General features: G+C 53.2%; 22 protein-coding genes and 3 tRNA genes. 5 read left to right on the forward strand and 20 right to left on the reverse strand.

What is annotated here, in order from left to right; all coding sequences use genetic code 11:
* Positions 1-19 precede the first annotated feature (19 nt).
* The 9 genes from ACVL1J_RS06755 to ACVL1J_RS06795 all read right to left on the reverse strand — a co-directional run bounded on the left by ACVL1J_RS06755 (position 20) and on the right by ACVL1J_RS06795 (position 9,554).
* The gene (locus ACVL1J_RS06755) at positions 20-2,428 is read right to left on the reverse strand and encodes an efflux RND transporter permease subunit (protein WP_341236819.1); all 2,409 of its coding nucleotides are present in this window, start codon (positions 2,426-2,428) and stop codon (positions 20-22) included.
* Entirely contained in the window at positions 2,425-3,432 is a 1,008-nt protein-coding gene (locus ACVL1J_RS06760) for a WD40/YVTN/BNR-like repeat-containing protein (protein ID WP_341236818.1), read from the reverse strand. Before ACVL1J_RS06760 ends, ACVL1J_RS06755 begins: the two co-directional genes overlap by 4 nt.
* A 63-nt stretch (positions 3,433-3,495) precedes the next feature.
* On the reverse strand, positions 3,496-3,687 hold the full coding sequence (gene thmT, locus ACVL1J_RS06765) for a 2-hydroxymuconate tautomerase (RefSeq protein ID WP_159568769.1): 192 nt from the start codon (positions 3,685-3,687) through the stop codon (positions 3,496-3,498).
* An 11-nt stretch (positions 3,688-3,698) separates the two neighbouring features.
* On the reverse strand, positions 3,699-4,487 hold the full coding sequence (dmpH, locus tag ACVL1J_RS06770; protein ID WP_491665211.1) for a 2-oxo-3-hexenedioate decarboxylase: 789 nt from the start codon (positions 4,485-4,487) through the stop codon (positions 3,699-3,701).
* Positions 4,484-5,512 (reverse strand): 4-hydroxy-2-oxovalerate aldolase, encoded by a 1,029-nt coding sequence (gene dmpG, locus ACVL1J_RS06775; RefSeq protein ID WP_341236816.1) that lies wholly within the window; start codon positions 5,510-5,512, stop codon positions 4,484-4,486. Before dmpG ends, dmpH begins: the two co-directional genes overlap by 4 nt.
* 11 nt (positions 5,513-5,523) lie before the next feature.
* Complete coding sequence (locus tag ACVL1J_RS06780) at positions 5,524-6,441, reverse strand: acetaldehyde dehydrogenase (acetylating) (protein WP_291714716.1); 918 nt, start codon at positions 6,439-6,441, stop codon at positions 5,524-5,526.
* Between the two features lie 29 nt (positions 6,442-6,470).
* Positions 6,471-7,253, reverse strand: coding sequence for a 2-oxopent-4-enoate hydratase (dmpE, locus tag ACVL1J_RS06785; RefSeq protein WP_341236815.1), 783 nt, complete (start codon positions 7,251-7,253; stop codon positions 6,471-6,473).
* Positions 7,254-7,258: 5 nt separating this feature from the next.
* On the reverse strand, positions 7,259-8,089 hold the full coding sequence (locus ACVL1J_RS06790; protein WP_341236814.1) for an alpha/beta fold hydrolase: 831 nt from the start codon (positions 8,087-8,089) through the stop codon (positions 7,259-7,261).
* A gap of 10 nt (positions 8,090-8,099) precedes the next feature.
* Positions 8,100-9,554, reverse strand: a complete 1,455-nt coding sequence (locus ACVL1J_RS06795; RefSeq protein WP_491665212.1) for a 2-hydroxymuconic semialdehyde dehydrogenase — start codon at positions 9,552-9,554, stop codon at positions 8,100-8,102.
* A gap of 163 nt (positions 9,555-9,717) precedes the next feature.
* On the opposite strand from ACVL1J_RS06795, the gene ACVL1J_RS06800 reads away from it, so the two are divergent.
* Entirely contained in the window at positions 9,718-10,431 is a 714-nt protein-coding gene (locus ACVL1J_RS06800; RefSeq protein ID WP_341236812.1) for a GntR family transcriptional regulator, read from the forward strand.
* Between the two features lie 10 nt (positions 10,432-10,441).
* The gene (locus ACVL1J_RS06805) at positions 10,442-10,945 is read left to right on the forward strand and encodes an acyl-CoA thioesterase (protein ID WP_159572145.1); all 504 of its coding nucleotides are present in this window, start codon (positions 10,442-10,444) and stop codon (positions 10,943-10,945) included.
* Positions 10,946-11,007: 62 nt separating this feature from the next.
* Here the strand turns inward: ACVL1J_RS06805 and ACVL1J_RS06810 are convergent, their stop codons facing one another.
* From ACVL1J_RS06810 to ACVL1J_RS06830, 5 genes are all read right to left on the reverse strand, one after another.
* On the reverse strand, positions 11,008-11,415 hold the full coding sequence (locus ACVL1J_RS06810; RefSeq protein WP_491665213.1) for an NINE protein: 408 nt from the start codon (positions 11,413-11,415) through the stop codon (positions 11,008-11,010).
* Between the two features lie 134 nt (positions 11,416-11,549).
* Positions 11,550-11,625 (reverse strand) — tRNA-His (locus ACVL1J_RS06815).
* 24 nt (positions 11,626-11,649) lie between these two features.
* Positions 11,650-11,726: transfer RNA gene (locus ACVL1J_RS06820), tRNA-Arg, on the reverse strand.
* Between the two features lie 77 nt (positions 11,727-11,803).
* Positions 11,804-11,880, reverse strand: a tRNA-Pro gene (locus ACVL1J_RS06825).
* A gap of 27 nt (positions 11,881-11,907) precedes the next feature.
* Positions 11,908-12,870 carry a hypothetical protein gene (locus tag ACVL1J_RS06830; RefSeq protein ID WP_159572139.1) on the reverse strand — a complete coding sequence of 321 codons (963 nt, stop codon included), beginning with the start codon at positions 12,868-12,870 and terminating at the stop codon, positions 11,908-11,910.
* 31 nt (positions 12,871-12,901) lie between these two features.
* Here ACVL1J_RS06830 and ACVL1J_RS06835 point away from each other — a divergent pair, with 31 nt between their 5' ends.
* Entirely contained in the window at positions 12,902-13,789 is an 888-nt protein-coding gene (locus tag ACVL1J_RS06835; protein ID WP_341236811.1) for an FkbM family methyltransferase, read from the forward strand.
* A 382-nt stretch (positions 13,790-14,171) separates the two neighbouring features.
* Positions 14,172-16,796, forward strand: a complete 2,625-nt coding sequence (locus ACVL1J_RS06840; protein ID WP_491665214.1) for a hypothetical protein — start codon at positions 14,172-14,174, stop codon at positions 16,794-16,796.
* Between the two features lie 53 nt (positions 16,797-16,849).
* On the opposite strand, the gene glmM is transcribed toward ACVL1J_RS06840, so the two are convergent.
* The 5 genes from glmM to ACVL1J_RS06865 all read right to left on the reverse strand — a co-directional run bounded on the left by glmM (position 16,850) and on the right by ACVL1J_RS06865 (position 23,137).
* The gene (gene glmM, locus ACVL1J_RS06845) at positions 16,850-18,202 is read right to left on the reverse strand and encodes a phosphoglucosamine mutase (protein ID WP_341238101.1); all 1,353 of its coding nucleotides are present in this window, start codon (positions 18,200-18,202) and stop codon (positions 16,850-16,852) included.
* A 30-nt stretch (positions 18,203-18,232) separates the two neighbouring features.
* Positions 18,233-19,219, reverse strand: coding sequence for a GlcNAc-transferase family protein (locus ACVL1J_RS06850; protein ID WP_341238100.1), 987 nt, complete (start codon positions 19,217-19,219; stop codon positions 18,233-18,235).
* Positions 19,219-20,055, reverse strand: a complete 837-nt coding sequence (gene folP / locus ACVL1J_RS06855; protein WP_341238099.1) for a dihydropteroate synthase — start codon at positions 20,053-20,055, stop codon at positions 19,219-19,221. The genes ACVL1J_RS06850 and folP overlap by 1 nt, the downstream gene beginning before the upstream one ends.
* A 373-nt stretch (positions 20,056-20,428) precedes the next feature.
* The gene (gene ftsH, locus ACVL1J_RS06860) at positions 20,429-22,351 is read right to left on the reverse strand and encodes an ATP-dependent zinc metalloprotease FtsH (protein ID WP_341238098.1); all 1,923 of its coding nucleotides are present in this window, start codon (positions 22,349-22,351) and stop codon (positions 20,429-20,431) included.
* A 150-nt stretch (positions 22,352-22,501) separates the two neighbouring features.
* Positions 22,502-23,137: an RlmE family RNA methyltransferase gene (locus ACVL1J_RS06865; RefSeq protein WP_159572121.1), complete on the reverse strand. Its 636-nt coding sequence runs from the start codon at positions 23,135-23,137 to the stop codon at positions 22,502-22,504.
* Positions 23,138-23,165: 28 nt separating this feature from the next.
* On the opposite strand from ACVL1J_RS06865, the gene yhbY reads away from it, so the two are divergent.
* On the forward strand, positions 23,166-23,537 hold the full coding sequence (gene yhbY / locus ACVL1J_RS06870; RefSeq protein WP_341238097.1) for a ribosome assembly RNA-binding protein YhbY: 372 nt from the start codon (positions 23,166-23,168) through the stop codon (positions 23,535-23,537).
* Position 23,538: 1 nt separating this feature from the next.
* Here the strand turns inward: yhbY and ACVL1J_RS06875 are convergent, their stop codons facing one another.
* Positions 23,539-24,018: a DUF4149 domain-containing protein gene (locus ACVL1J_RS06875; protein WP_341238096.1), complete on the reverse strand. Its 480-nt coding sequence runs from the start codon at positions 24,016-24,018 to the stop codon at positions 23,539-23,541.
* Between the last annotated feature and the right edge of the window lie 23 nt (positions 24,019-24,041).

Here is a 24,041-nt window from a genome sequence, read left to right on the forward strand (position 1 = left end):
TGTACTGCTTGTTATTTATTCAGGCGGCTTTCGCCAGTTTCAAATTAGCGGCTTGTACTTTTTCTTCCTGCACTTCACCCATCACAAACTTCGGTTTGAACACCACACACCAGGCCGGCACAATCAACATGGCGGCAATGGCATTCACAATCAGCATGAAACTCAGCAGCACGGCGGCATCCGACTGGAATCGGAGATCAGACATGAAAATCCACAACACCACACCGGCAATCAAAGTGGCGGCCGTGAAACTGACGGCATATCCAGTGGAGGCCACCGCATTGATCACGGCTTGTTTGATGTTCTTGACGGTGTGCATTTCTTCACGAATGCGGTCCATGAAATACACGGCGTAGTCGATGCCCACGCCGACACCCACTGCGATCACAGGCACGGTGTTCACGCTGATACCGATACCGAATGCACCCATGTAGGCATACGTCATCAAGGTGGCGAACAGCATGGGCATGATCATCAACCAACCCGCATGCACCGAGCGGTAATACAGCATCACCAAAGTGAAGGCCATCAACATCACCGCAGGAATGATGATCATGTGATCGGTGTGCAAAGCCTGATTGGCCGCAGCTGTTACACCGATGATGCCGCCACCCAGTTCAATGGTCAGGCCGGGTACTTCAGCTTCGGCAATGCGCTTGCCTTCTTCAGCCAAAGCCACCACTCGGTTAATGGTGCTGGCCTTGTGGTCTTTGTAATAAAAGACCATGTTGGCTTCGTTTTCATCGGGTGTTACAAACTCTTTCAGCGCACCAGGAATCGGGCTGGACACCTGGTAGGCGAACATCAAGCCACCCACTTCCGATTCGTTGTCGGGCAACTGTGCCCAACGGGGATCGTCGTTGTGCAGCAACCTGTTCACCACACGCACCACACCGGGAATCGCCTTGGTGCCACCCAGCTCAGGGTCGCTCAACATGTGCGCCTGAAACTTTTCAATGGCGGCCATTACCTCAGGGCGCTTGATACCGCCCTTCTCTGCCGTGCGGGCCAGCACATGCAATTCCTCGGAACCGGGGAACAAATCATTGATCGCTTTAGTGCCCAGGTTGTAATCGTGATCGCGATTCAAAATGGGTGAACCGGGTTCCGATTCGCCCATCTGCACGTCTTTCACGTAATAGAAACCCACCGCCGAGAAAGCCACTGTGGCGATCAGCACGGTGAGTGCGCCATTGAAACGCGCCACGGTTTTGCTGGTGATGCTGCCCAGGGCATCACGAATGCCCTGGTTTTCGTTCTTGGTATTCTTGGGCTGTGGCAACACAGTCAGTGCCAGCGGCACCATGAAGTGCACAGTGAAAATAACCGAGAAACCCCAAAAACCGGCTGCAATACCCAACTTGTAATTGAATGGCGCAGCGCCCAACACCAACACAGCAATACCTAACGCGTCCACAATAATGGCCAGCGAACCGGGGCGGAACAGGGCCTCCAATGCATTGCGTGCAGCCTTCTTGCCATTCTTTACAATCGCCAGTTCTTCGTAATAACGCACCACCAACTGCACACCGTGCGAGGTGGCACGCGCCGCAATCAGAAAAGGAATCGGCAAGGACAGGGGCTCAAGGTTGATGCCCACCATGGCCATGAAACCCAAGCCCCAAATGGATGACAAGGCAATGCCCAACAGCGGCAAAGCAATGCCATAGAAACGGCGGAAGTACACGATCAACAACAAGGTGAGCAAGGCCAGCGTGTAAGCCATGATGGCCACAAGTTGATCAAGGTAGGTGTACACCCAGCCTGTCAACACCGGGTTACCAGTGGTGTAAAGGTTGTGTTTGTCATCAGTCAATTCAGTGCGCAATTGCATCAGCGCACCGAATGTTTTTTCGTAATCAATATCGCCTTCGTTCAACTGCGCTTTAATTAAGGCAGCCTTCATGTCGGGCGACACCAGCAAACCATAAATGGTTGGGTTGGCAGTGACATCCTTTTGCAACTGCGCCAGTTGGGCGTCGCTGAGCTCACCCTTGTTGCTGTCGTAAAAAGTATCGGAAAGAAACGCACCGGTTTCATCCAGATAAATTTTTCTGGAAGAACGGTGGGTCAGGCTGCTCACCAGGTTGTGGTTCACACTCGGCAGGTTGTCCACACCCTGCGTGGCCTTTTCAATCAACTTCAAAGTGTCGTTGTTGAAAATCGTGCCTTCTTTCACTTCCACCGCCATCACCACCATATTGGCCCCGCCGAAATTCTCTTTCAGCTGGTTGTAGGTTTTGATGTAAGGGTGGTTTTGTGGCAGCAGGTCCGAGAAATCGGAATACACCTTCAACTGGGGAATAGCGGCAGCAAATCCCACGGTGACCAGCATGATCATGCTGAGCACAATTTTCGGGTTGGCAAACAACCATTCTTCAGCACGAATAATTTGAGCGATCATACGATCGGCGAATGACTTGATCATGATGGGTCCGCCTGACTGGAATTGGAACTTTGAACGGTGCGAAGCAAGCCACCAGGACCGCCCACCACAATGGATTGGCTACCCGATACCGCAGCACCCAGGAAAGACAACACCGGGCTGTCGTAAGCAACGCGTACCCACTGATCGCCCTCAAGGCGGGCGAGCGTACCGTTGGCACCCACACCATGCGGAGCACCGGCATGCATGAACAGGCGGTACAAAGGTGCCTCTGTCGTGTTGCCCATGCGAACCCAGCTTGTTCCACCGTCGATCGTGCTCAGAACCTGCCCGGCCAGGCCAGTGGCATAACCAGTGTTGGCATCGGTGAACAAGGTGTCGTAGGTGTAGAAATCGCCGGCAATCGGTTCACCACGTTGCCAGGTCTGCCCGCCATCATTGGTGAAGGCCAACATGCCGAACTCGCCAAAGGCAATGCCGTGTGTGTCGCTGGTGAAAGTCAGTGCGGTGAACTGCGCATCTTCGTCAAAGCTGACCACGCGCCAGGTTTTGCCCTGATCGGTGGAATTGATCAAATTAGAGCCTGAGCCAACAACCCACAAACCACTGCTGTGACATTCAATGGCAACCGGGCTGGAAGGTTTGTCGAACTTGCTGGGTAACCAGTCTTTGAAATCACCGGAGGATGTCCACACGGTGTTGTACACATCCAGCATGGCTGCGCTGCCATCCGGGCAGAATGCAGAATCAATGAAAGATGCCGTGCTGGATACCCGCTGACGGAGCCACGAACTACCCCCGTCTGTTGACACAGTCACCACGCCTGTTTGCGTACCACCCAGCACTGTTTTGCCTTGAGCACTCAGGGTTTGAATAACCTCGTAACGCTCAACTGTTTTGGTGACTTGCTGCACGGCACCAACCGAAACCTGCTCTGCGCTTTCGGCGCAGGCGTTCAGCAATGCCGTACCGGTCAAAGCCAAGATCGCCAAGCCGATTGTTGATTTTTTTAGGCGCAAAGGCGCCCCTGAATACTGAATATTCACAATGTCTCCTGCCTTCTCTGTTTGGCAAATGAAAGCCGCCTGGTTTTTATGTGCGGCTTTTAATTAGCGTCCCCGGTCTTTTGCCGACACGCCTGCAATTCCCCAGTTGGTGCTGGGCACTTCAATGATCTGGACCCGAACTGTTTCAACGGGTGCACCCACCGCCTCAACCAAGGCCTGGGTCACCTTCTCAATCACCGCGCGTTTTTGGTCTTCCGTGCGGCCTTCAATCAAATTGATTTGTGCAAATGGCATGGTTTGCTCCCTTACTCAAAACGCAGGCCAACCTGGCCCAGGCCCTGCACATGCAAGGTCACGTTGTCGCCGGTTTCCACGGCAACAGCCTCGGTAATGCCACCCGACAAAATCAGCGAACCTGCGGGCACAAACTGATCGCGCTTGGCCAGCTCGTTGGCCAACATGGCAATGGCTGCAGCAGGGTGTCCCACCACGGCGGCGCCTGCGCCAAAAGCCACAGGCACACCATTTTTTTCCAGCACAATGCCGGTGGTTTTCAGGTCCATGCCATCGACTGGTTTCATGGTGCCGCCCACCACAAAACGTGAAGCAGACGTGTTGTCGGCGATCACACTTTTCAAATCGAATTTGAAATCGCGGTAACGCGAGTCAATCACTTCAATGGCGGGCATCACAAAATCAGTGGCCGCCAACACAGTGGCAATGTTGCAGCCCGGGCCGCGCAAATCAGCCTTGGTTACGAATGCAATTTCAGGTTCTACCTTGGGGTGAATCAGCTCACTCACTTTCACAGCTGACCCTTCAGGCACGCTGAAGTAATCGGCCAGAAAACCAAACACCGGCGTGTCCACACCCATCTGTTTCATCTTCGAGTGCGAAGTCAAACCTGCTTTCAAACCCACAATGCGCACACCGCGGCGTTCTTTGCGGGCACGAATTTCATCCTGAATGGCATAGGCATCGTCCCAGTCCATGTCGGGGTGATCATCGGTAATCTTCACCACATCGCGTGCATTCAGTTCGGCACTTTCCAAATGCTCGGCCAGTGCAGAAATTGTTTTCTTGTCCAGTTTCATGCGGCGCTCCTTGCACGGGCCATGGTGATGGCAGTGTCTTCAATCATGTCTTCCTGGCCACCCACCATGCCGCGTCGGCCCAGCTCCACCAGAATTTCACGGGCACTGATGCCGTACTTTTTCTCGGCGCGTTTGGCGAACAACAGGAAGCTGGAATACACACCGGCATAACCCAGGGTCATGGAGTCGCGATCAATTCGAATGGGGTGGTCCATGATGGGCACCACCAGGTCTTCGGCCACATCGGAAATCTTGAACACGTCCACACCGGTTTGAATACCCATGCGCTCGCACACCGCCACCAGTACTTCCATGGGTGTGTTGCCCGCGCCTGCGCCCAAACCTGCGGCGGCTGCATCAATGCGGCGAGCACCGCCACGAATGGCCTCAATCGAGTTGGACACACCCATCGACAAATTGTGGTGACCATGAAAACCAATTTCAGTTTCCGGCTTTAGTGCGTCGCGCACTGCGCTGATTTTTGCGTACACCTCATCAGGCAACATGTAGCCTGCGGAATCCGTCACATAAATACAATTCGCACCATAGCCTTCCATCAGCCTGGCCTGCTCAATCAACTTCTCGGGGCTGGCCATGTGGGCCATCATCAAGAAGCCCACCGTGTCCATGTCCAGTTTGCGGGCATAGGTAATGTGCTGTTCGCTCACATCGGCTTCGGTACAGTGCGTGGCAACACGTATGGTGTGCACGCCCAAATCTTTCGCCATTTTCAAATGGTCCACAGTGCCAATGCCGGGTAACAACAAGGCTGACACCTTGGCCTGCTTCATCGCAGGAATCACGGTGCTCAAATATTCTTCATCGCTGTGCGCAGGAAAGCCGTAGTTCACCGATGAACCACCCAAGCCATCGCCATGGGTTACTTCAATCAGTGGCACACCCGCTTCATCCAGACCTTTGGAAATGCTCAGCATTTGTTCCAGGCTCATCAAGTGGCGCTTGGGGTGCATGCCATCGCGAAGCGTCATGTCATGCACTTTGATTTCAGTTCCTTTCAAGTTCATGGGGGTTCTCCTTAGGCGCTCACGGTGGGTTCAAGGGTCAGCTTGCCGCTGAGAATTTCTTCGGCAAACATCTCGGCAGTGCGGGCCGCTGCGGCGGTCATAATGTCCAGATTGCCGGCGTACTTGGGCAGGTAATCCCCCAGGCCTTCCACCTGCATGAACACCGACACACGGTTGCCATCAAACACAGGGCCGTTCACCAGCGTGTAGCCAGGTACGTACTTCTGCACTTCCTTGATCATGTCGTGAACCGACTTGGTAATTGCTTCCTGATCGGGCGTGCCTTCGACCAGACAATGCACGGTGTCGCGCATGATCAAAGGTGGTTCGGCCGGGTTGATGATGATGATGGCTTTGCCCTTTTTGGCACCGCCCACTTTTTCCACAGCACCGGCTGTGGTGCGTGTAAATTCATCAATATTCTTGCGAGTGCCAGGACCAACCGATTTCGATGAAACCGTGGCCACAATTTCACCGTAGCTCACGGGTTGAACGCGCGACACGGCATACACCATGGGAATGGTGGCCTGGCCACCGCACGTCACCATGTTCACGTTCATTTCACGCTTGCCCACGTGTTCTTTCAAATTCACCGGGGGCACGCAGAAAGGCCCAACAGCCGCAGGCGTCAAGTCGATCATCAACACACCCAGCTCATTCAGCTTGCGGCTGTTCTCTGCATGCACATATGCACTGGTCGCATCGAATGCAATTTGCACACCGTCGGCTTCCACATGGGGCAACAAACCATCCACTCCTTCTGCGGTGGTTTTAATGCCCATTTCACGCGCACGTTTCAAGCCATCGGATTCAGGGTCAATGCCCACCATCCACACCGGCTCCAGCACGCTGCTGCGCTTCAGTTTCATCAAGAGATCGGTGCCAATGTTGCCAGGACCGATCAATGCACATTTGATTTTTTTCATGATTGAATTCCTTTTGCCTTTTGCGTTGTAACTTAGGCGAAGCGAACAGAGCAGTTGCCAATGCCGCCAATCGACATCTGCAGCGAATCGCCTGCCTTCACGGGAATGAGTGCTGCCAGTGAACCTGACAGAATGATTTCGCCAGCCTTCAGGCCAATGCCCAAACGACCCAGTGTGTTGGTCAGCCACACGATGGCATTCACGGGGTGACCCAAGGCGGCGGCACCTGCACCAGTGCCCACAATATCGCCGTTCTTTTGCAACACCATGCCGCAGGTAAACAGGTCTACTTTGCGGGGGTCGACCACACGGTCGCCCAACACAATTGCGCCACACGAGGCGTTGTCCGCCACGGTGTCCTGAATTTTGATTTTCCAGTCGGCAATGCGCGAGTCCACAATCTCGAAGCAGGCCATCACACCCTCGGTGGCCGCCAATACATCGGCTGCTGTCACACCGGGGCCCATCAGGTCGCGCTTCATCAAAAAGGCAATTTCGCCTTCGGCGCGTGGTTGAATCAGGCTGGCCGCTTCAATGGCTTCGCCCTCGTTGTAAACCATGCCGTTGAGCAAATAGCCAAAGTCGGGTTGGTGCACATTGAGCATGTTCATCACTGCTGCGCTGGTGACACCAATTTTTTTACCAATCACATGCTCGCCATTGTCCAGGCGCCGCGCAATCATGCGTTGCTGAATGTGGTACGCGTCTTCAATCGTGATATCGAAACCACGGCTGGTCAGCGGTGCAATGGTGTGGCGTTGGGTCAGTGCGTTGTAAAGTTCATCGCCCAAATCGCGAATCTGAGTTGCGTCCATTTGCTTTATGCCTCTTGCAGGAAGTCAGTCACCAAACGCTCAAAGCGCACGGCGTGTTCAATCTGGGTCCAGTGGCCGCACTTGCCATACACATGCAGTTGCGAATCCACAATCATTTCGTGCAGGCACAGCGAGGTGCTCAAGGGGATCACCTGGTCATCCCGGCCATGCACAATCAATGTGCTTTTCTTCAATGCACGAATGTCGGTTTCATGGCTGGCCATCGCGTCTACCCAGCGTTGGCGTGGTGCGGGAAACATGGCCGAGAAACTTTCCTGAAAGCCCGGGCGAATGCTGGCCTGATAGCGCAGTTGGGCCAGCTCATCATTGACCAGGCTGCGGTCGTAGGCAAAGTAGTCCATGATGCTGCGCATGCTCTCAAACGATGGCTGATAACCCCACACTGCATCCAACCCTTCAGTGATGGGGAATGGCACACCCACACTGCCCATCAACACCAGTTTGCGCACACGCTCGGGGTGGCGAATGGCCAATGCCAGTGCAACCGCACCACCAAAGGAATTGCCGATCAAATCCGTTTGCTCAATGTTCAATGCGTCCATCACGCCCACAGCGTGGGCCACCCAGTTGTCCAGGTTGTATTGGTAGCCTTGGCGGCGCTCAGTGAAACCGAAGCCCACCATGTCGGGGGCCACTACACGGAATTGTTTTGCAAAACCGGGTATCACCAAGCGCCAGTTCGCCCAAGCCGACACGCCGGGTCCAGAACCATGAATCAACATCAGGTTCGTGCCCTGGCCTTGATCGTGATAATTCGTTTGAAGGCCATTGGCCTCGATGCTCAATCCAATTTCAGGTGAAGCAGGTGCGTTCATCGTGGCCTCCTTACAGCTTCACGCAAATGTTTTTCAGTTCGGTGTAAAACTCCAGCGAGTGCACACCCCCTTCCCGGCCAATGCCCGATTGCTTGGCACCACCAAACGGCGTGCGCAAATCACGCAAGAACCAGCTGTTCACCCACGTCAGGCCCACTTCGATGCAAGCCGCTACGCGATGCGCTTTGGCAAGGTTTTGTGTCCACACCGCGGTGGAAAGGCCGTACACATTGTTGTTGGCGCGGGCAACTACCTCGTCTTCCGAATCAAATGGCGCGATGTGGCAGCAAGGTCCAAAAATTTCCTCCACACACACAGCCGCATCGTCATCCAGACCGGTCCAGATGGTGGGCTGCACCCAGGCACCGTTGTTCAAATCACCGGGCATCTCGATTGCACCGCCACCCGTCACCACGGTGGCACCCTGCTCTACTGCCTTGCGGTAATAGCTCAATACTTTTTCACGGTGTTCTTGAGAAATCACAGGGCCAATGCCTGTGTCTTTGTTTTCGGGCAAACCGGGTTTCAGGCTTTCTGCACCCTTCTTCATGGCAGCCACAAATTTGTCGAAAATCGGGCGCTCTACATACACCCGCTCGGTGCCCAAACACACCTGTCCGCTGTTGGCAAACACCGAGCGCATGGTGCCCTCAATGGCCGCCTCAAAATCGCAGTCTGCAAACACAATGGCTGCATTCTTGCCACCCATTTCCAGGCTCACGGGGCGTGCGCCTTGCGCGGCTGCTTTCATGATGGCGGCACCGGTGCGTGTTTCGCCGGTGAAGGTGATTGCGTTCACATCAGGGTGAGTCGTTACAAATTCACCCGCTGAATCGGGGCCAAAGCCGTGCACCACGTTGTACACACCAGGTGGCACGCCCACTTTGTTCATGACTTCGCCCAACAAGGCGGCAGTCTGCGGCGTTTCCTCGGAAGGCTTCACCACCACGGTGTTGCCACAGGCCAGTGCAGGGCCGACTTTCCATGTCATTAACAGCAAAGGCAGGTTCCAGGGGCAAATCACGCCCACCACACCCACCGGGCGACGAATGGAATAGTTCAGTGCACCGCGCCCATCGGGGGTAGACATCTCGAAGCATTCAGTGGGTACGTTCTTGATGGTGTCCGCAAACACTTTGAAGTTGGCAGCACCACGGGGAATGTCAATGTGACTGGCAAGGCTCACTGGCTTGCCGGTGTCGGCCACCTCAGCCTGCAAAAAGTCGTCGAAGCGGCGATTGATTTCATCGGCCACGGCGTACAGCATTTGCACCCGGTCGGCCACAGTCATTTTGCCCCACGGGCCTTTCAAGGCAGCCTTGGCTGCAGCCACCGCATCATTTACCTGTGCGCGACTTGCTTCATGCACCTGCGCAATCACGGCGTTGTTCACGGGTGAATGTTTGGGAAATGTGTTTCCCGTCGCAACAAACTCCCCGTTGATGAAGTTTAAAACCTCTTTCATTGCACTCTTCCTTGCCAGTCGATTAAACCATGAACAAACGATAAAACTAATTTTTCTCGACGTCAATATATTTTCTCGAGAATTTTATTTTTAATCGAAAATGTTGATTAGCACCGCAACTCGACTACAATGGCGACACAGAGAGAATTTTTTTGGAGTGTGTATGAATGAAGTGGTCTCATTGCCGGGCAGCGTCACCAGTGGGGAAAGCCTGACCCTGGCCGAAACCGCCTACCGCAAACTGCGCAATGACATCATTGAAGGCGTGCACCGACCCGGCACCAAATTGCGCGTAGAGCACCTGAAAAGTGATTACGACGTGGGTGCAGGGACCTTGCGGGAAGCCTTGCAACTGCTGCTGAATGACGGACTGGTGGTGGCGCAGGGGCACCGAGGCTTTACCGTGGCCCCCATGTCTGCGGAAGATTTTCAAGACATTACCCGCACCCGCGTCATGATTGAAACTGAAGCACTGCGGCAAGCCATTGCACTGGGCGATGACCAGTGGGAAGCCGAGGTAATGGGTGCGTTCCATATGCTAAGCCGGGCAGAATCACGCCTTGACGAGGAAACCGTTGAAACCCGCAGCGAATGGGAACGCAAAAACCGCCTGTTTCACGACACGCTGATTTCAGCCTGTCCATCGCGCTGGCTAAAACAGTTTCAACATTTGCTGTACATGCAATCCGAGCGTTATCGCAGGCTGATTCTTTCTGAAAAACCCATTCCCCGCGATGTGCATTCCGAACACGAAGAAATTTTGACAGCCACACTGAATCGGAACAGCGAGCTGGCCACGCAAATTTTGGGTGAGCACATCAATCGATCACTCGTGGCGGTGCAAAAACTGCCAAAAGAACGATTTGGAAAAAAGTAAGGCCATCTCGGTGAACAACTCCAACATTTTCAAGCAAAGCGACCTTCAAGCGATTGCAGTGGCCGACACGCCACCCACAGCATGGAACTGCCCTCCGCAGTTTGTCGCCACACTCACGGTACAGCCTGAACATCTTGATGAATTCGAGCACACCAACAACACCATTTACCTGGTTTGGATGCAGGCCATTGCAGCCTTGCATTCACGGCAGCTTGGGCTGACCTTTCAAGACTTTGTTGAATTGGGCTATGGCTGCGTGGCGCGCCAACACCACCTGGAATACAAACGACCAACCTTCGCGGGCGATGTACTTTGGGTGGCCACCTGGATCAGCCACAACGAAGGCAAAGCCGACATGACCCGCCAATATCAATTTGTGCGTGAAAGCGACCAAGCCACAGTGATGCTTGGCCATACCCAATGGGTTTGCATTGATATGAAAACCGGAAGGCCGAAAAAGCAGCCGTCACGATTTGTTGAAGCCTACAAGGCCGTTGAAAACAGCCTGAAATAAAGGCTGTGTGGTCTTACTAAATGTTTGAAAGCCCATAGGGCTTCCAGTGAAACAGGACTGCTTTAATTCAACTGACCATCACGGTGCAGCTCATCGATTTGGTCGTTCAATGTGCACCAGTCATAAATAACGCCAATACCAAACAAACCCACTGTAAGCAGGTAAATCAAACCTGTGATCCATTTGCGCTGATAAAAGCGATGAATGCCAAACACGCCCAAGAATGTCAGCAGCACCCACGCAATGTTGTAGTTGATCGGACCCGTTAAAAAACGGCGATCGGCGCTTTTGTCCATGCCTGGAATCAAGAACAAATCCACGATCCAGCCGATCAGGAACAAGCCCAAGGTGAAAAACCAGATGATGCCGGATATGGGGCGACCATAATAAAAACGGTGTGCTCCCATGAATCCAAAAATCCAGAGGATGTAACCGATTACGATGCTGTGGCTGTTGGTGTGCTGATTCATTCGACCTTGGTTCTCAAAAAGATAGAACCCAAAATACCACAGTACGTGGGTTTCTACATTGAACATGGTCTGGTTCTATGAGGCCAAAACAAAAAGGACCTAGCGGATCACTCACGCTAAGTCCTTGTTTTATTTGGGGCGATGTATGGGGCTCGAACCCACGACCCATGGAATCACAATCCATTGCTCTACCAACTGAGCTAACACCGCCACCGTAAACCGGTACTAAATTCTTGGCCTGCCCGGAGGGGTTCGAACCCCCGACCCTCGGCTTAGAAGGCCGATGCTCTATCCAACTGAGCTACGGGCAGAATTTGCATTGTAACTCGCACACGCGAATGGGTAGAAACAACCCACTGGACAAGGATAGAACATCCTTTAAATTCGGTGGTCGGGGCAGAAGGATTCGAACCCTCGACCCTCTGGTCCCAAACCAGATGCGCTACCAGACTGCGCTATGCCCCGACAAAGAAGCGGAATTCTATGTTTATTTCAGGGTTTCGTCAAGACCTCACACAGCGTTAAGTCAAATTGAGCGCTGCGTTGAAGGGACTCTGGCCACCTGCCTTCAACAACACCAAGCCTGTGCGATTCCTTCGCTCCCAATTCAGCCGCACGTTCCAGCCATGTTTTAACTGGTCGAAACCTGGAAACCAATCGGTTTCTGATCACCGGGCTGCCATCTGAGTACACAAACTGGCGATATTCGTTTGAAATGGCGGCCTGATCAACGCCCTTCACTTGTCGCTCTGCAAGTCGGGCAAAAAAGCCATTCGCGTTGTAAGCCATGCCAGTCAACTCCCGGCAAGAGGACGGCGATGGAGGCACCGCAAAACCAGTTTGACGGGAAAAAGGCTCCTCCAGCCACCTGGCCATGCCCTCGGTGAACCACTTGGTTTTAAAGGGCGAATAGGCGTATTGGTACACATGAAAAAGTTCATGTGCAGGCGTGGTGCTAACACGAGGGTCCACCTGTGCACCAATCTTGATTTTCAAAGTAAGGGCAGAAGAGGACTGACCTTCATACCAGTTGGGTTTGGTGGGTTCATCGAAGGCAAGGCCTGTGCCCTGGTCAAAGTGCTGAATATGCACTTCGATTCCATCGCTTTGGGCGTACCTTGAATGCTTCAAAGGTGGAATCAAATTCAGTTGGGTTTGATAAAACCAATCTGCCGCCTTTAGCTGCATGAGAATATCGTCCACTCGATCAGGAACATCGTTACCGTCCTTGTCATCTGCTGGAACAGCATGTTTGCCTTCGGTGGTATAAAAAACCCTGAATACTCCCTCTGCCGCGCTGTGGGTGTAAAGTGCTTTGGGATGTGGCTTGGCCCACGCAGACTCCGCTTGGATTAAAAGCACACACAATGCGAGCAACAAGTACATGAGTTGTTCCAGCTTGATTACACTGAAAACCTGACTCGTCAAATATCGACCAATTCCGTCTATTTGCATGATTTTTTACTGAAATCTGACTGAAAACATTATGTTCCTGGACTTCATTGAAATTGGTACCTCCGACTTCAACACCCTGATTCAGGCTGCTGGGCCTGACACGCGGGGCCTGTCGATCGACCCCATATCACTTTACATTGATCGCTTGCCTAACCGCCCGGGCTGTAAAAAAATCAACGCGGCCATCTCCAATGTGGAAGGTACGGTGAATGTCTATTTCATACCACCTCAAATGCTGGCGAAACACAAACTGCCCAACTGGCTTCGCGGCTGCAATTCAATCGGCGCACCTCACCCAACTGTTGAAAAACTCCTCGCGAAGACTGGCCTGGCTCAACAAGATGTTCTGGTGATTCAGGCTGTACCCTGCCTTCGGCTGCAAACCATTTTTCAACAGCACGAAGTTCACGGCGTATTCATGCTCAAGGTCGACACCGAGGGACATGACGCAGTGATACTGAACGATTTTTTCAGTGATGCAAAACCCGAGCAATGGCCTCATCAAATCATTTTTGAATCGAATAAATTGTCCGACAGCGAAATGATTCATCGGCTAATTGCAAAGCTTATTTTGATGGGCTACGACATCGTGTCCTGTCAAACAGGCGGCGGCGCCAGCGACACCCATCTTCGCCTGAACCTGAACCGGCTGAAAGGTGAGCGCACTATCATTCAAACTGCGAAAGGGTATTACCTCGAGGGTTACCCGAAAAACTACTCACCGCTAAACCTGCCCCACGAGAACAATCTGGATTCAGCGCTCGGCTACGCCCGTCAACAACAAGCTGCCGGCGTCACCTTTCAATATGGTCGGTACGAAGTTCGGCAGGGCCGCTACCTGCAACACTCTGTGAAAGACTTGCAGGTTTGCAGCTGGATCACTCTGCCCGTGGGAACAAATCATACACATCAACCGTAAAAAGTCACTGGGATTAATGCCTACTTCTTTCTGAGCGTTTTCTTTTAATTTACGTTGGTATTAAATTAGAACATTACATTAAATTGTCAAATAAAATTTAGTAAATATTCCACGTAAAACCCTTCAAGACACCACACTCTTTTCTTAATAAATTTCATAACAATATGTTTTATATATTTATTTTTCAAAAAAAGAAAAAAGAAAAATAAAAATTCTCCGTAATATTTGTTAAATCCAGAATTCCAAATAAAATCCACCTCAAATCAGCGCAAGTAGCAGTTGGACAACAACAAGTCCCGTCTGCCAAATGACCGAGCACACCGAATCAGAGGGTACAAAGCGATCTATGCCAGCGCCACCTGCTGGAGATGCGCCTATCGTCTTGAGCAATACTGACAATGCGCAATCACTTACCGGTCATGAAAAGCCAGTCCTGGTATCGCCAAAGCAAGCTGATTTATCGCAGGTAGAACAAGAAAACGAGACAGAACAAATTGAGCAGGGCGTTTTGCTCGAAAAGGATACCGACGAAGAGACTGAGAAACTGGCAGGTTTATTCGGCGCCGAGTTGGGTTTGGCTGGATTTGGTTCGCTCGCTGGAGGGGCTGTCACTCTGGGAGTAATTGCGGGTGGTTCGAGCAGTGCTGTGACACCAAGCGATGACTCCGACAGCGATTCCGACAGCGACTCTGACAGCGACTCTGACAGCGACTCTGACAGCGACTCCGACAGCGACTCCGACAGCGACTCCGACAGCGACTCCGACAGCGACTCCGACAGCGACTCCGACAGCGACTCCGACAGCGACTCTGACAGCGATTCCGACAGCGATTCCGACAGCGATTCCGACAGCGATTCCGACAGCGACTCTGACAGCGACTCTGACAGCGACTCCGACAGCGACTCTGACAGCGACTCCGACAGCGACTCTGACAGCGACTCCGACAGCGACTCCGACAGCGACTCCGACAGCGACTCCGACAGCGACTCCGACAGCGACTCTGACAGCGACTCTGACAGCGACTCCGACAGCGATTCCGACAGTGATTCCGACAACATCACGCTTCCGATGTTGTTAAGCGCGGATCAACTGACAGTCGCGCCACTGGGCATTCAACTGCTACAACTCCAAAACGTAGAAGCCTTAAGCGTCGAAATACACCAAGACGACCCTGAAAACTCGTCGGTTACGGTGCTTGATCCAAAAATTCAAATTTTTGCGGGCGGACAACAACCCGTATTGTCAGTTCAAGACGTGAATATTCTGAACGAGGCCTCTGCACCATCAGTTCAAAGCGACGTTGCAAATATAGATGAAAGTTCTGTCGATCTTCCGGATTCATCACAAACGGGTGAAGAAGGCCTTCTACTGAGCAATGCCTCTGTGAACTTGGGTAGCACTCTTGAAGTTCAACAGGCCACGGTGGATATTACCCGTAGCAACGTCGCACAGTCGCTGCAAAATACAGCAAGTGCCTTTCGAAGCACCTTCAGTGAAGACGGTCTGCGAATCGCACTTGGTACGTCAATCGACAATCTTGCAATCAACGCTGGCGGCACGCCAATGCGCTTTGACGTACAGCCCGGAGAAGCAACTTTGCCATCCGAAGGGCAAGTTTTTATCCCGACGGTTCTAATTCCGCAACTGGCACCTGTTACCGGACCAATTGGTGCAGGGCTAGAAAGCCTTCTCCTTGCTGCTGCAAACACGATTCAGACCGGTCGCCTTCCTCCGATATCCATAGTTCAAGCACTACAAGAACCAGACACGGCCATCGCCAATTCGGTGGTGACCTTGGGCACATTTGCCCTCAACGAAATGGGGATTGTCTCTAGGGACATCTCCACCACACAAAGGCAAATCGCCGATGTGACACTCGCTGTTATTAATAATTCTAAGGAGACAGACATGACTGCAGTTGTATTTGACCGAATCAATCAAGGCCCAGGTGGCGACAACCTGGCCACACGCGCAGCTGCTGCTGCGGGTGTTATTGCTGGCAATCTGCAAGGTATTGACCCGGCGAGTTACGCACCGGCACCACCCCCACCCGATGAAGGCGATCCAGTTGAGCAATCGCCTGAGCAACAATTTGCAAGCGACATGCAAGCCGCTTTTGAAGCTGGTAACCCAGCCACCGGTGGTAGCCCGGAAGATGGATTTGCCGCTGGCAGTCTTGCAATTCAAAACTTTGCAGGTCAAATCATGGACGACACTGCCGGCGTCGCAGTTCAATTGGCTGAGGCGGTGCCCTCTTTGGCCGCAGATGCAGTCGGCAACGTGGATGGTACGGACGATGGAGCAGACCCAGGCACTGACTTTGGCACCTTCGTTGATGGTCCTGATGGTGAAGACGGCTTCGGAGAGGGCAACGCGTTCAGTGACATGGACGTGATCGGAACAGAAAATGATGTGTTGACCATCGCGGATGGCGTATTGGGCTTCCCCGCTGAGGTTGTAGCTGCTGCCGCTGGCGGCGGTGGCGGCGGTGAAGGACCAGCACCTTCACTGGTGAAGGGTTTGGTGCCCGCAGACGCAGCCTTTGCCTCCGCATTTATTGAAGGCGTCGAACGCGCATTCACTGGCGTGGATGAAGGCCTGAACCTGTTTGTGACTGAATACAATGCAGGCACAGACGCTTTTCTCACCTCAATAGAAGAACGAGGACCTGAAGCTGGTCAAGCGTTTTTTACAAGTCGGGCTCCAGGTGGCAGCGACGAATTGGCCCCACGCATTCAAGCCATTTTAGAAGGTGAGGCTTATACCGACGCGCGCGGCACGCCCGACCAGAGCAATCCTGAGTTTGTTCAGGGCACACTCGAAGGTGCTCCCGGCGTAATCATGGCCTCATTGCAAGGCGGCGGTGCTCCAGTTGGTGGCGACTCCGGAGACGGACCTGACCCAGTGGGCTTTCTGGCCGGGACACCTGCTGCCATCTCGTCTTCAATCGAGGGGGGAAGTCCAACACCCTTCATCGAGCATCTTCAAACGCTCAGCCCCGCCTAACTTCGACTAACGTCAACCAACAGACTCAAAGAAGCCTCGAAGCCCCCCGCGATTTACTGCGGGGGCGCCTTGGGCAAAGCCTGCAAAATCGAATCAACCAAGCGATTGGCGGTGGGCTTATCGGCCGTTTCAACCATCACGCGCAGCACAGGTTCGGTGCCGGAAGGGCGAATCAACAAACGGCCATTGCTGCCAAGCTCAGCCTTCACAGCCTCGCAAACGCCCTGCACTGTCATATCGTTGGCCCAGTCGTACCCCACAGGCAAACGTGCATTTTTAAGCACCTGCGGCAACATGGCCACCGGCTTCAAAATGTCGGCCAAAGGCATGCCCAAATTGCGCACAGCGCGCAACACTTGCAAGGCGCTCACAATGCCGTCGCCGGTGGAATGACGGTCCAGCACCAGCAAATGGCCTGAACTTTCTCCGCCCAATTGCCAACCATTGGCTTGCAACTTCTCAAACACATAGCGATCGCCCACCTTGGCACGCTCAAAGTCCACATTCAGTTGCTTCAAAGCAAGCTCTAGCCCCAGGTTGCTCATCAAGGTACCCACCACACCATCGACCTTGCCCTGCATGTGCAAACGCTCGGCCACCAAAGCAAACAACAGTTCATCGCCGTTGTAAATCCGGCCACTGCCATCCACACAAATCAGCCTGTCTGCATCGCCATCCAGCGCAAAACCGTAATCGGCCTTGTGTTCAAACACGGCTCGAGCCACAAAGTCGGGGTAGGTGGTACCCACGCCGCGGTTAATATTCAAACCATCTGGCTGGTCTGCAAGCACCACCACATCGGCACCCAATTCACGAAACACAGCGGGTGCAATTTGATAAGCTGCGCCGTTGGCACAATCCACCACAATTTTTAATCCACGCAAATGTTTGTCGCGCGGAAAAGTACCTTTACAAAACTCAAGGTAACGACCCGCTGCGTCGTTCAGGCGCTTGGCCTTACCCAGCTCTTCAGACGACTTGCACGGTGCATTCAAGGCCAATTGCGCTTCAATTTCCATCTCCCAGGCATCGGGCAACTTGGTACCCTCTCCTGAAAAAAACTTGATGCCGTTGTCTTGGTAAGGGTTGTGCGAAGCGCTAATGACCACACCGGCCGACATGTTCAAAGCACGTGCCAAATAGGCCACCCCTGCCGTGGGCATGGGCCCCACCAAAACCACATCCACGCCAACCGATGTAAAGCCCGCCTCCAGGCAGCTTTCCAGCAAATACCCACTCACCCGTGTGTCTTTGCCAATCAACACCTGCGGGCGCCTTCCACCGCCCTCATATTTGGCCAGCACCGTGCCTGCGGCTTGCCCCAAACGCAACACAAAGTCAGGAACCATGGGACTTTGCCCCACCGTGCCGCGAATGCCATCGGTACCGAAATATTGTCTGCTCATTGAATGTCTGCAATAGGTGAATAATGTTTATCAATCTGATTTTACGGGAACTGTGGTGCGCCCCAGGTAATCAATCCCGCTTAATTTACAAAAGCTTTCAAGTTGCGCCGGGCTGTCAATGCCATAAGCACCCAAATCAGACCCTGGCGTGAACAAGGCATTGATCCTTTCATTGGAACGTTGTTGCAACCAGCCAAAAGGCGTGTGGCGCTTGGCGTCCATGTCAGGGTGCCAGTGCTGCCCCTCATACGCCTTGCCCACTTCCTTGTACAGGTGATACAGCGGAATCAGATTGTGCCGCGAATGAAACACCTGATAGCCCTTGGCATGCGCACGCAGGGAAAGGCTTTGTTCTTCGCCCCGAAAATACAGGTAAGGATCGTAAGGCACCTGTTGTGTAAAGTCGCCTGTGGTGAACAAAAAACAAGCCCCGACATGAAAACCTGGCAGGTGGGTAATCTCAGACGGTTCAACCCGTTTGCGAACCACCCGGAACTGCAACACAGCCCGATCGGCGGTCAGCGCACTGGCAGGGTCGCGATCAATAAAAAATATCTCGTCCGATTTAAGTGGTTCATCCGCCACTGCCCTGCCCTGTGAATCAAACCTGAAACCCGGCGGGTAGGTGCTGATCAAAGGCTTTGGATGGGAGTTTTTTAGCTGCTTGAACTGCTCAATCAACAATTCATCCCAACCTTGATCAAACAAGGTGTGGGAATCAATTTGCAGCAAATAGTCCTGATCGTTGTACAGCGAGAACGCGATAGACCGCGCCCAGCTAACCCCACGCGAATCAATTGGTGACAAGCCCACATAGTTGATATTTTTGCGTGCAGGAAATTGTTGCAACCAATCCGGATTCAAATTCTCAGACTGATCCACCAGGCCCACAAAAATCCGCTGTGGGTGTTTCGCCTGTGAAAACAAATGGTGAATGGTCAGCTGAAGATGAGACTCGCAGTACGCCGCCACACTCACAAAAATTGTCGGAAACTTTTGCAAACTGTTGGCTTGCATTATTGGTTCAACGCGAAGGCCACTTTCAATGCCTCCACAGTTTCGCGCACGTCATGAACCCGCAACACAGCAGCGCCATGTTGCGCGGCGTAAGTGGCGGCTGCCACCGAACCCGCAGTGCGCAAGCCAGGGTCGGTTTGCCCGGTGAGCTCAGCGATCATGCGCTTGCGCGAAACGCCCACCAGCACCCCTGCCCCGAGCGTGGAAAACAACGGGGTCGCTTTCATCAAATCAACATTGTGTTGAAGTGTTTTACCAAAACCAAAACCAGGGTCTACCAAAATACGGCTTGCGTTTACACCCAGCTGTTCAAGCGCGACCAAGCGCTTGTTCAAAAATGCCTCCACATCGCTGACTACATTGCCGTACTCCGGTGAATTCTGCATGGTGCGCGGTTCGCCTTGCATGTGCATCACAACCGCGCCTGCATTGGATTGCGCAAGCACTGCCTCTGCGCCTGTTTCTCGAAAACCGTTCACATCATTCAGAATATCCACACCCAAATCAACAGCCCGTGCCATCACTTTGGTTTTCATCGTGTCAATTGACAAAGGCACGTTCCAGCCCATTAACTCTTTGAGCACATCCTCCACACGTTTCCATTCATCATCCGCGTCTACGCCTTTTGCGCCAGGGCGGGTGGACTCGCCACCGATGTCCAGAATCTGCGCGCCTTGCTCCACCAGTTTGCGGGCATGTTCAATGGCCAGGCTGGTTTGGTTGTATCGGCCGCCATCGGAAAAAGAATCGGGCGTCACGTTCACAATGCCCATGATCAGGGGCTTGCCGTGGGTATATGTAAGCTCGAATCGACCTGCTTTCCAAGTGCGAACCATGTGCTACCTAGTGAGTTGCTGTAGAAGCCATTTTACGGCAAAGGTGCAAACCTGTTCCGCTCAGCTTGCTCAGGTGCATACCCTCTCGCGCCAGAAAACCTGTATTTCCCTTTTTGAGATTCACCCTGACTCACCTCGCTCGGCAAAAAAGCGGGCCGAGTCTCGGTGCCGGCCTATGGTCGAACGTGGCGGGTGAATTCAAACGGGCAGGTTTTCTTGATCGGCGCTGCGAGGGCATTGCGACCTGAGCAAGCCAAGCGAATGGGTTGGCAACGCGCGAGGCTTGGGTGCTACACCCAAGCCTCGCAAGAAACCAACAAAAAAGCCGCTGGTCGCAAAACCAACGGCTTTTCAGTTTTCTCCAACCCGACGATTAGTCCGCTTTCACACTCATCGCAGCAGGTGCAGGTTGCGGCGCAGGTGTTACCTTCTCGCCACCACCGCCACTGGAACTGGGGCTGCCACCTGTGGGCGGCGTGCTACCACCAGTTGTGGGTGGGCGTGGGTCTTTGCCTTCCATGATGTCATTGATCTGGTCTGCATCAATGGTTTCCCATTCCAGCAAGGCCTTGGCCATGACGTGAACCTTCTCACGGTTCTGATCCAGAATGTCCCAGGCCACTTTGTACTGGGCATCAATGATCTTGCGGATTTCAGCATCGACCATTTGCATGGTTTGCTCGCTCATGTGCGTGGTCTTGGTCACAGAACGGCCCAGGAACACCTCACCTTCGTTCTCGGCATACACCATGGGGCCAAGGGCCTCGGTCATGCCGTAGCGGGTTACCATGTCGCGGGCAATGGCTGTGGCACGCTCAAAGTCATTCGAGGCACCAGTGGTCATCTGGTTCATGAAAATTTCTTCGGCAATACGACCACCAAACAAGACCGCAAGCGTACACAACATGCGTTCCTTGTCCATGCTGTAACGGTCACCTTCCGGCAACTGCATGGTTACACCCAAAGCACGGCCACGCGGAATAATTGTGACCTTGTGCACGGGGTCGGTTTTGCTCATCAATTTGGCAACCACAGCGTGGCCAGACTCATGGTAAGCCGTGTTGCGGCGTTCCTCTTCCGGCATCACCATGCTGCGGCGCTCTGCGCCCATGATGATTTTATCTTTGGCTTTTTCAAAGTCGCTCATTTCGACCACACGGCCATTGCGGCGTGCAGCAAACAGGGCAGCTTCGTTCACCAGGTTGGCCAAATCAGCACCGGAGAAACCGGGGCAGCCACGGGCCAACACAGACGCATCCACGTCGGGCGACATCGGGATTTTGCGCATGTGCACTTTCAGGATCTGCTCACGGCCACGAATATCGGGCAGGCTGACAACCACCTGGCGGTCAAAACGGCCAGGGCGCAACAACGCTGGGTCCAACACATCGGGGCGGTTGGTTGCAGCAATCACAATAATGCCCTGGTTAGTATCAAAACCGTCCATCTCAACCAGCATCTGGTTCAGGGTTTGCTCGCGTTCATCGTTACCACCGCCCAAACCGGCACCACGCTGGCGACCCACCGCATCAATTTCATCGATGAAAATAATGCAGGGTGCCTGCTTTTTGGCTTGTTCAAACATGTCGCGAACACGGGCCGCGCCCACACCCACAAACATTTCAACGAAGTCGGAGCCGGAAATCGCAAAGAAAGGCACTTTGGCTTCGCCGGCAATGGCTTTGGCCAACAATGTTTTACCAGTACCAGGCGAACCCACCATGAGCACGCCACGGGGAATGCGACCACCCAATTTCTGGAATTTGGTGGGGTCTTTCAGGAATTCTACCAATTCGTGCACGTCTTCTTTGGCTTCGTCGCAACCAGCCACGTCAGCGAAAGTAACCGGGTTGGTATTTTCATCCAGCAACTTGGCTCGGCTTTTGCCAAAGCTAAACGCACCACCTTTGCCACCACCCTGCATTTGACGCATGAAGAAGATCCACACACCAATCAGCAAAATCATGGGGAACCAGCTCACGAACAGGCTCATCAACAAAGATGGCTCTTCTTCGGGCTTGGCACGTACTTGCACGCCGTACTTCAGCAGATCACCGACCATCCAGATGTCGCCGGGAGAATACACCAGGCGCTCACGGTCGTCGGTAGTGAGGGCACGCACGGTGCGGCCTTCAACGACCACACTCTTGATGCGTCCATTTTGCGCATCTTGCATGAATTCGGAATAGGTCATCTCGTTGGAACGAACCTGCTGACCTTCAAACTGTTTGAACACAGTAAAAAGCACCAACGCCACGACCAACCAAACTGCTGCTTTGGAAAACGAATTATTCAATGCCACTTCTCCTCGAGGACTCTGCCACCACCCTAGGGAAATGGGGGCAGGTTGTCCATTTTAAACCCAAGCCAACGAATTACGCCATCACACTAATTCATGGTGTGCATTAACAATCGCAATCGCCTGGATCATGATGCTGCAAAATACCTATTTAAGACCCTTGCAAAGCAAAAAGGTTTCACGAGAACGATCCCGGGAGGCCTTGGGTTTGCGCGGCGACACACTTTTAAACACCTGTTTCATCTGGTGCACAATGTTGCTGTAAGACGATCCATGAAAAATTTTCACAATCAAGGCACCGTTGGGTTTTAGCTGATTGACCGCAAAGTCGATGGCCAGCTCGCACACATGCTCAATCCGGGCTGAATCAGCCGCTGCAACACCAGAAAGATTGGGGGCCATATCAGAAACCACCAAATCCAGCTTCTCGCCACCCAGGCGTTGATTCAAATCTTCGAGCACCGCTTCGTCGCGAAAATCCCCTTGAATGAATTCAACACCCGCAATAGGTTCCATTGGAAGCAGATCCAGTGCGATAATACGGCCATTGATGACGCCACCGGGCCCAACCAAGGCTTCCCGAAGCACCTGCGACCAACTTCCCGGCGCACTGCCCAGGTCGACCACCTTGATGCCCGGCTTCAACAACCCTTCCGGCTCTGCAATTTCCTTCAGTTTGAAGGCTGCACGGGCGCGATAGCCTGCATTCGTGGCCATCTTCACGTAAGGGTCGTTGATGTGATCATGCAACCAGTTTTTATTGAGTTTCTTCTTTTTAGCCACCGATTACCCAACCGAGTGAAAAATTAATATGACGGACACCGCTGCTGTAACCCTGACACCTGCCGAAAAAAAGGCGCTTAAAGCCCAGGCCCATGCGTTGGATCCGGTAGTTTTGATTGGCGACAAGGGTTTAACACCCAATGTGGTCAAAGAAATCGACATGAACTTGAACGCACACGGCTTGATCAAGGTACGTGTGGCTGGCGACGATCGGGAAGCCCGCCTTGAATATGCACAAACCATTTGTGACGAAACCGGGGCTGCCTTGGTTCAACACATTGGCAAATTGCTGGTTCTATTCCGCCCCAAGGCAGAAGACACCGAAAAAGCAAAAGCCAAAAGCCGGCCAAAATCCAAAGGCCCACGCCAAACCAAGCGCCAGTTTGCCTCCAAAGCCTAAATCAGCCTTTTGCGGTCAAAACCGGTTTGACACCAAACCGGTTTAAACCCCACACCAGAGCCCCGATCATTTTGATGGAATACAGCACGCTCGAAATGGCGTGCATATTCCCGAACTGGCTTCGCATGGCCGCGAGTGCGTCGCCCTCCAAGGTGGACATTGCTGCACGCAGATCATTCATGTGGGGCTGCAACCAGGCCAACTCGACCACGCTAACCGCCAAAATCACGGCCATCAAGACATTGAGCCGCATACCGGCGCGCAATTCACCCGCAAAATTCGACAGGGCCAACAACAAGGCGCTGCTCACCAAAGAGTACAAGGCCAATATGTAGAACAAACGGCCGGCCACCAAACCTGCTTCCGGTCGGGGTAACCATTTGAACAAACCTGGCACCACCAGAATGGCAATGAACCACAAAGCCCCGAGCCAAATCGCCCAGAACACCAGTTCCGCACCCCGAAAACCGCGCCAAGTCATTGTTGTTGCACTCCCTTAACAAG

It is taken from the genome of Limnobacter sp. G6BE5S (assembly GCF_058448965.1).

Bases quoted from the DNA above. Each gene is read 5' to 3' on its own strand.
- ACVL1J_RS06755 (WP_341236819.1), bottom strand. From the start codon at position 2,428: ATGATCAAGTCATTCGCCGATCGTATGATCGCTCAAATTATTCGTGCT.
- thmT (WP_159568769.1), bottom strand. From the start codon at position 3,687: ATGCCATTTGCACAAATCAATTTGATTGAAGGCCGCACGGAAGACCAA.
- dmpH (WP_491665211.1), bottom strand. From the start codon at position 4,487: ATGAAACTGGACAAGAAAACAATTTCTGCACTGGCCGAGCATTTGGAA.
- dmpG (WP_341236816.1), bottom strand. From the start codon at position 5,512: ATGAACTTGAAAGGAACTGAAATCAAAGTGCATGACATGACGCTTCGC.
- dmpE (WP_341236815.1), bottom strand. From the start codon at position 7,253: ATGGACGCAACTCAGATTCGCGATTTGGGCGATGAACTTTACAACGCA.
- ACVL1J_RS06790 (WP_341236814.1), bottom strand. From the start codon at position 8,089: ATGAACGCACCTGCTTCACCTGAAATTGGATTGAGCATCGAGGCCAAT.
- ACVL1J_RS06795 (WP_491665212.1), bottom strand. From the start codon at position 9,554: ATGAAAGAGGTTTTAAACTTCATCAACGGGGAGTTTGTTGCGACGGGA.
- ACVL1J_RS06800 (WP_341236812.1), top strand. From the start codon at position 9,718: ATGAATGAAGTGGTCTCATTGCCGGGCAGCGTCACCAGTGGGGAAAGC.
- ACVL1J_RS06810 (WP_491665213.1), bottom strand. From the start codon at position 11,415: ATGAATCAGCACACCAACAGCCACAGCATCGTAATCGGTTACATCCTC.
- ACVL1J_RS06830 (WP_159572139.1), bottom strand. From the start codon at position 12,870: ATGCAAATAGACGGAATTGGTCGATATTTGACGAGTCAGGTTTTCAGT.
- ACVL1J_RS06835 (WP_341236811.1), top strand. From the start codon at position 12,902: ATGTTCCTGGACTTCATTGAAATTGGTACCTCCGACTTCAACACCCTG.
- glmM (WP_341238101.1), bottom strand. From the start codon at position 18,202: ATGAGCAGACAATATTTCGGTACCGATGGCATTCGCGGCACGGTGGGG.
- ACVL1J_RS06850 (WP_341238100.1), bottom strand. From the start codon at position 19,219: ATGCAAGCCAACAGTTTGCAAAAGTTTCCGACAATTTTTGTGAGTGTG.
- folP (WP_341238099.1), bottom strand. From the start codon at position 20,055: ATGGTTCGCACTTGGAAAGCAGGTCGATTCGAGCTTACATATACCCAC.
- yhbY (WP_341238097.1), top strand. From the start codon at position 23,166: ATGACGGACACCGCTGCTGTAACCCTGACACCTGCCGAAAAAAAGGCG.
- ACVL1J_RS06875 (WP_341238096.1), bottom strand. From the start codon at position 24,018: ATGACTTGGCGCGGTTTTCGGGGTGCGGAACTGGTGTTCTGGGCGATT.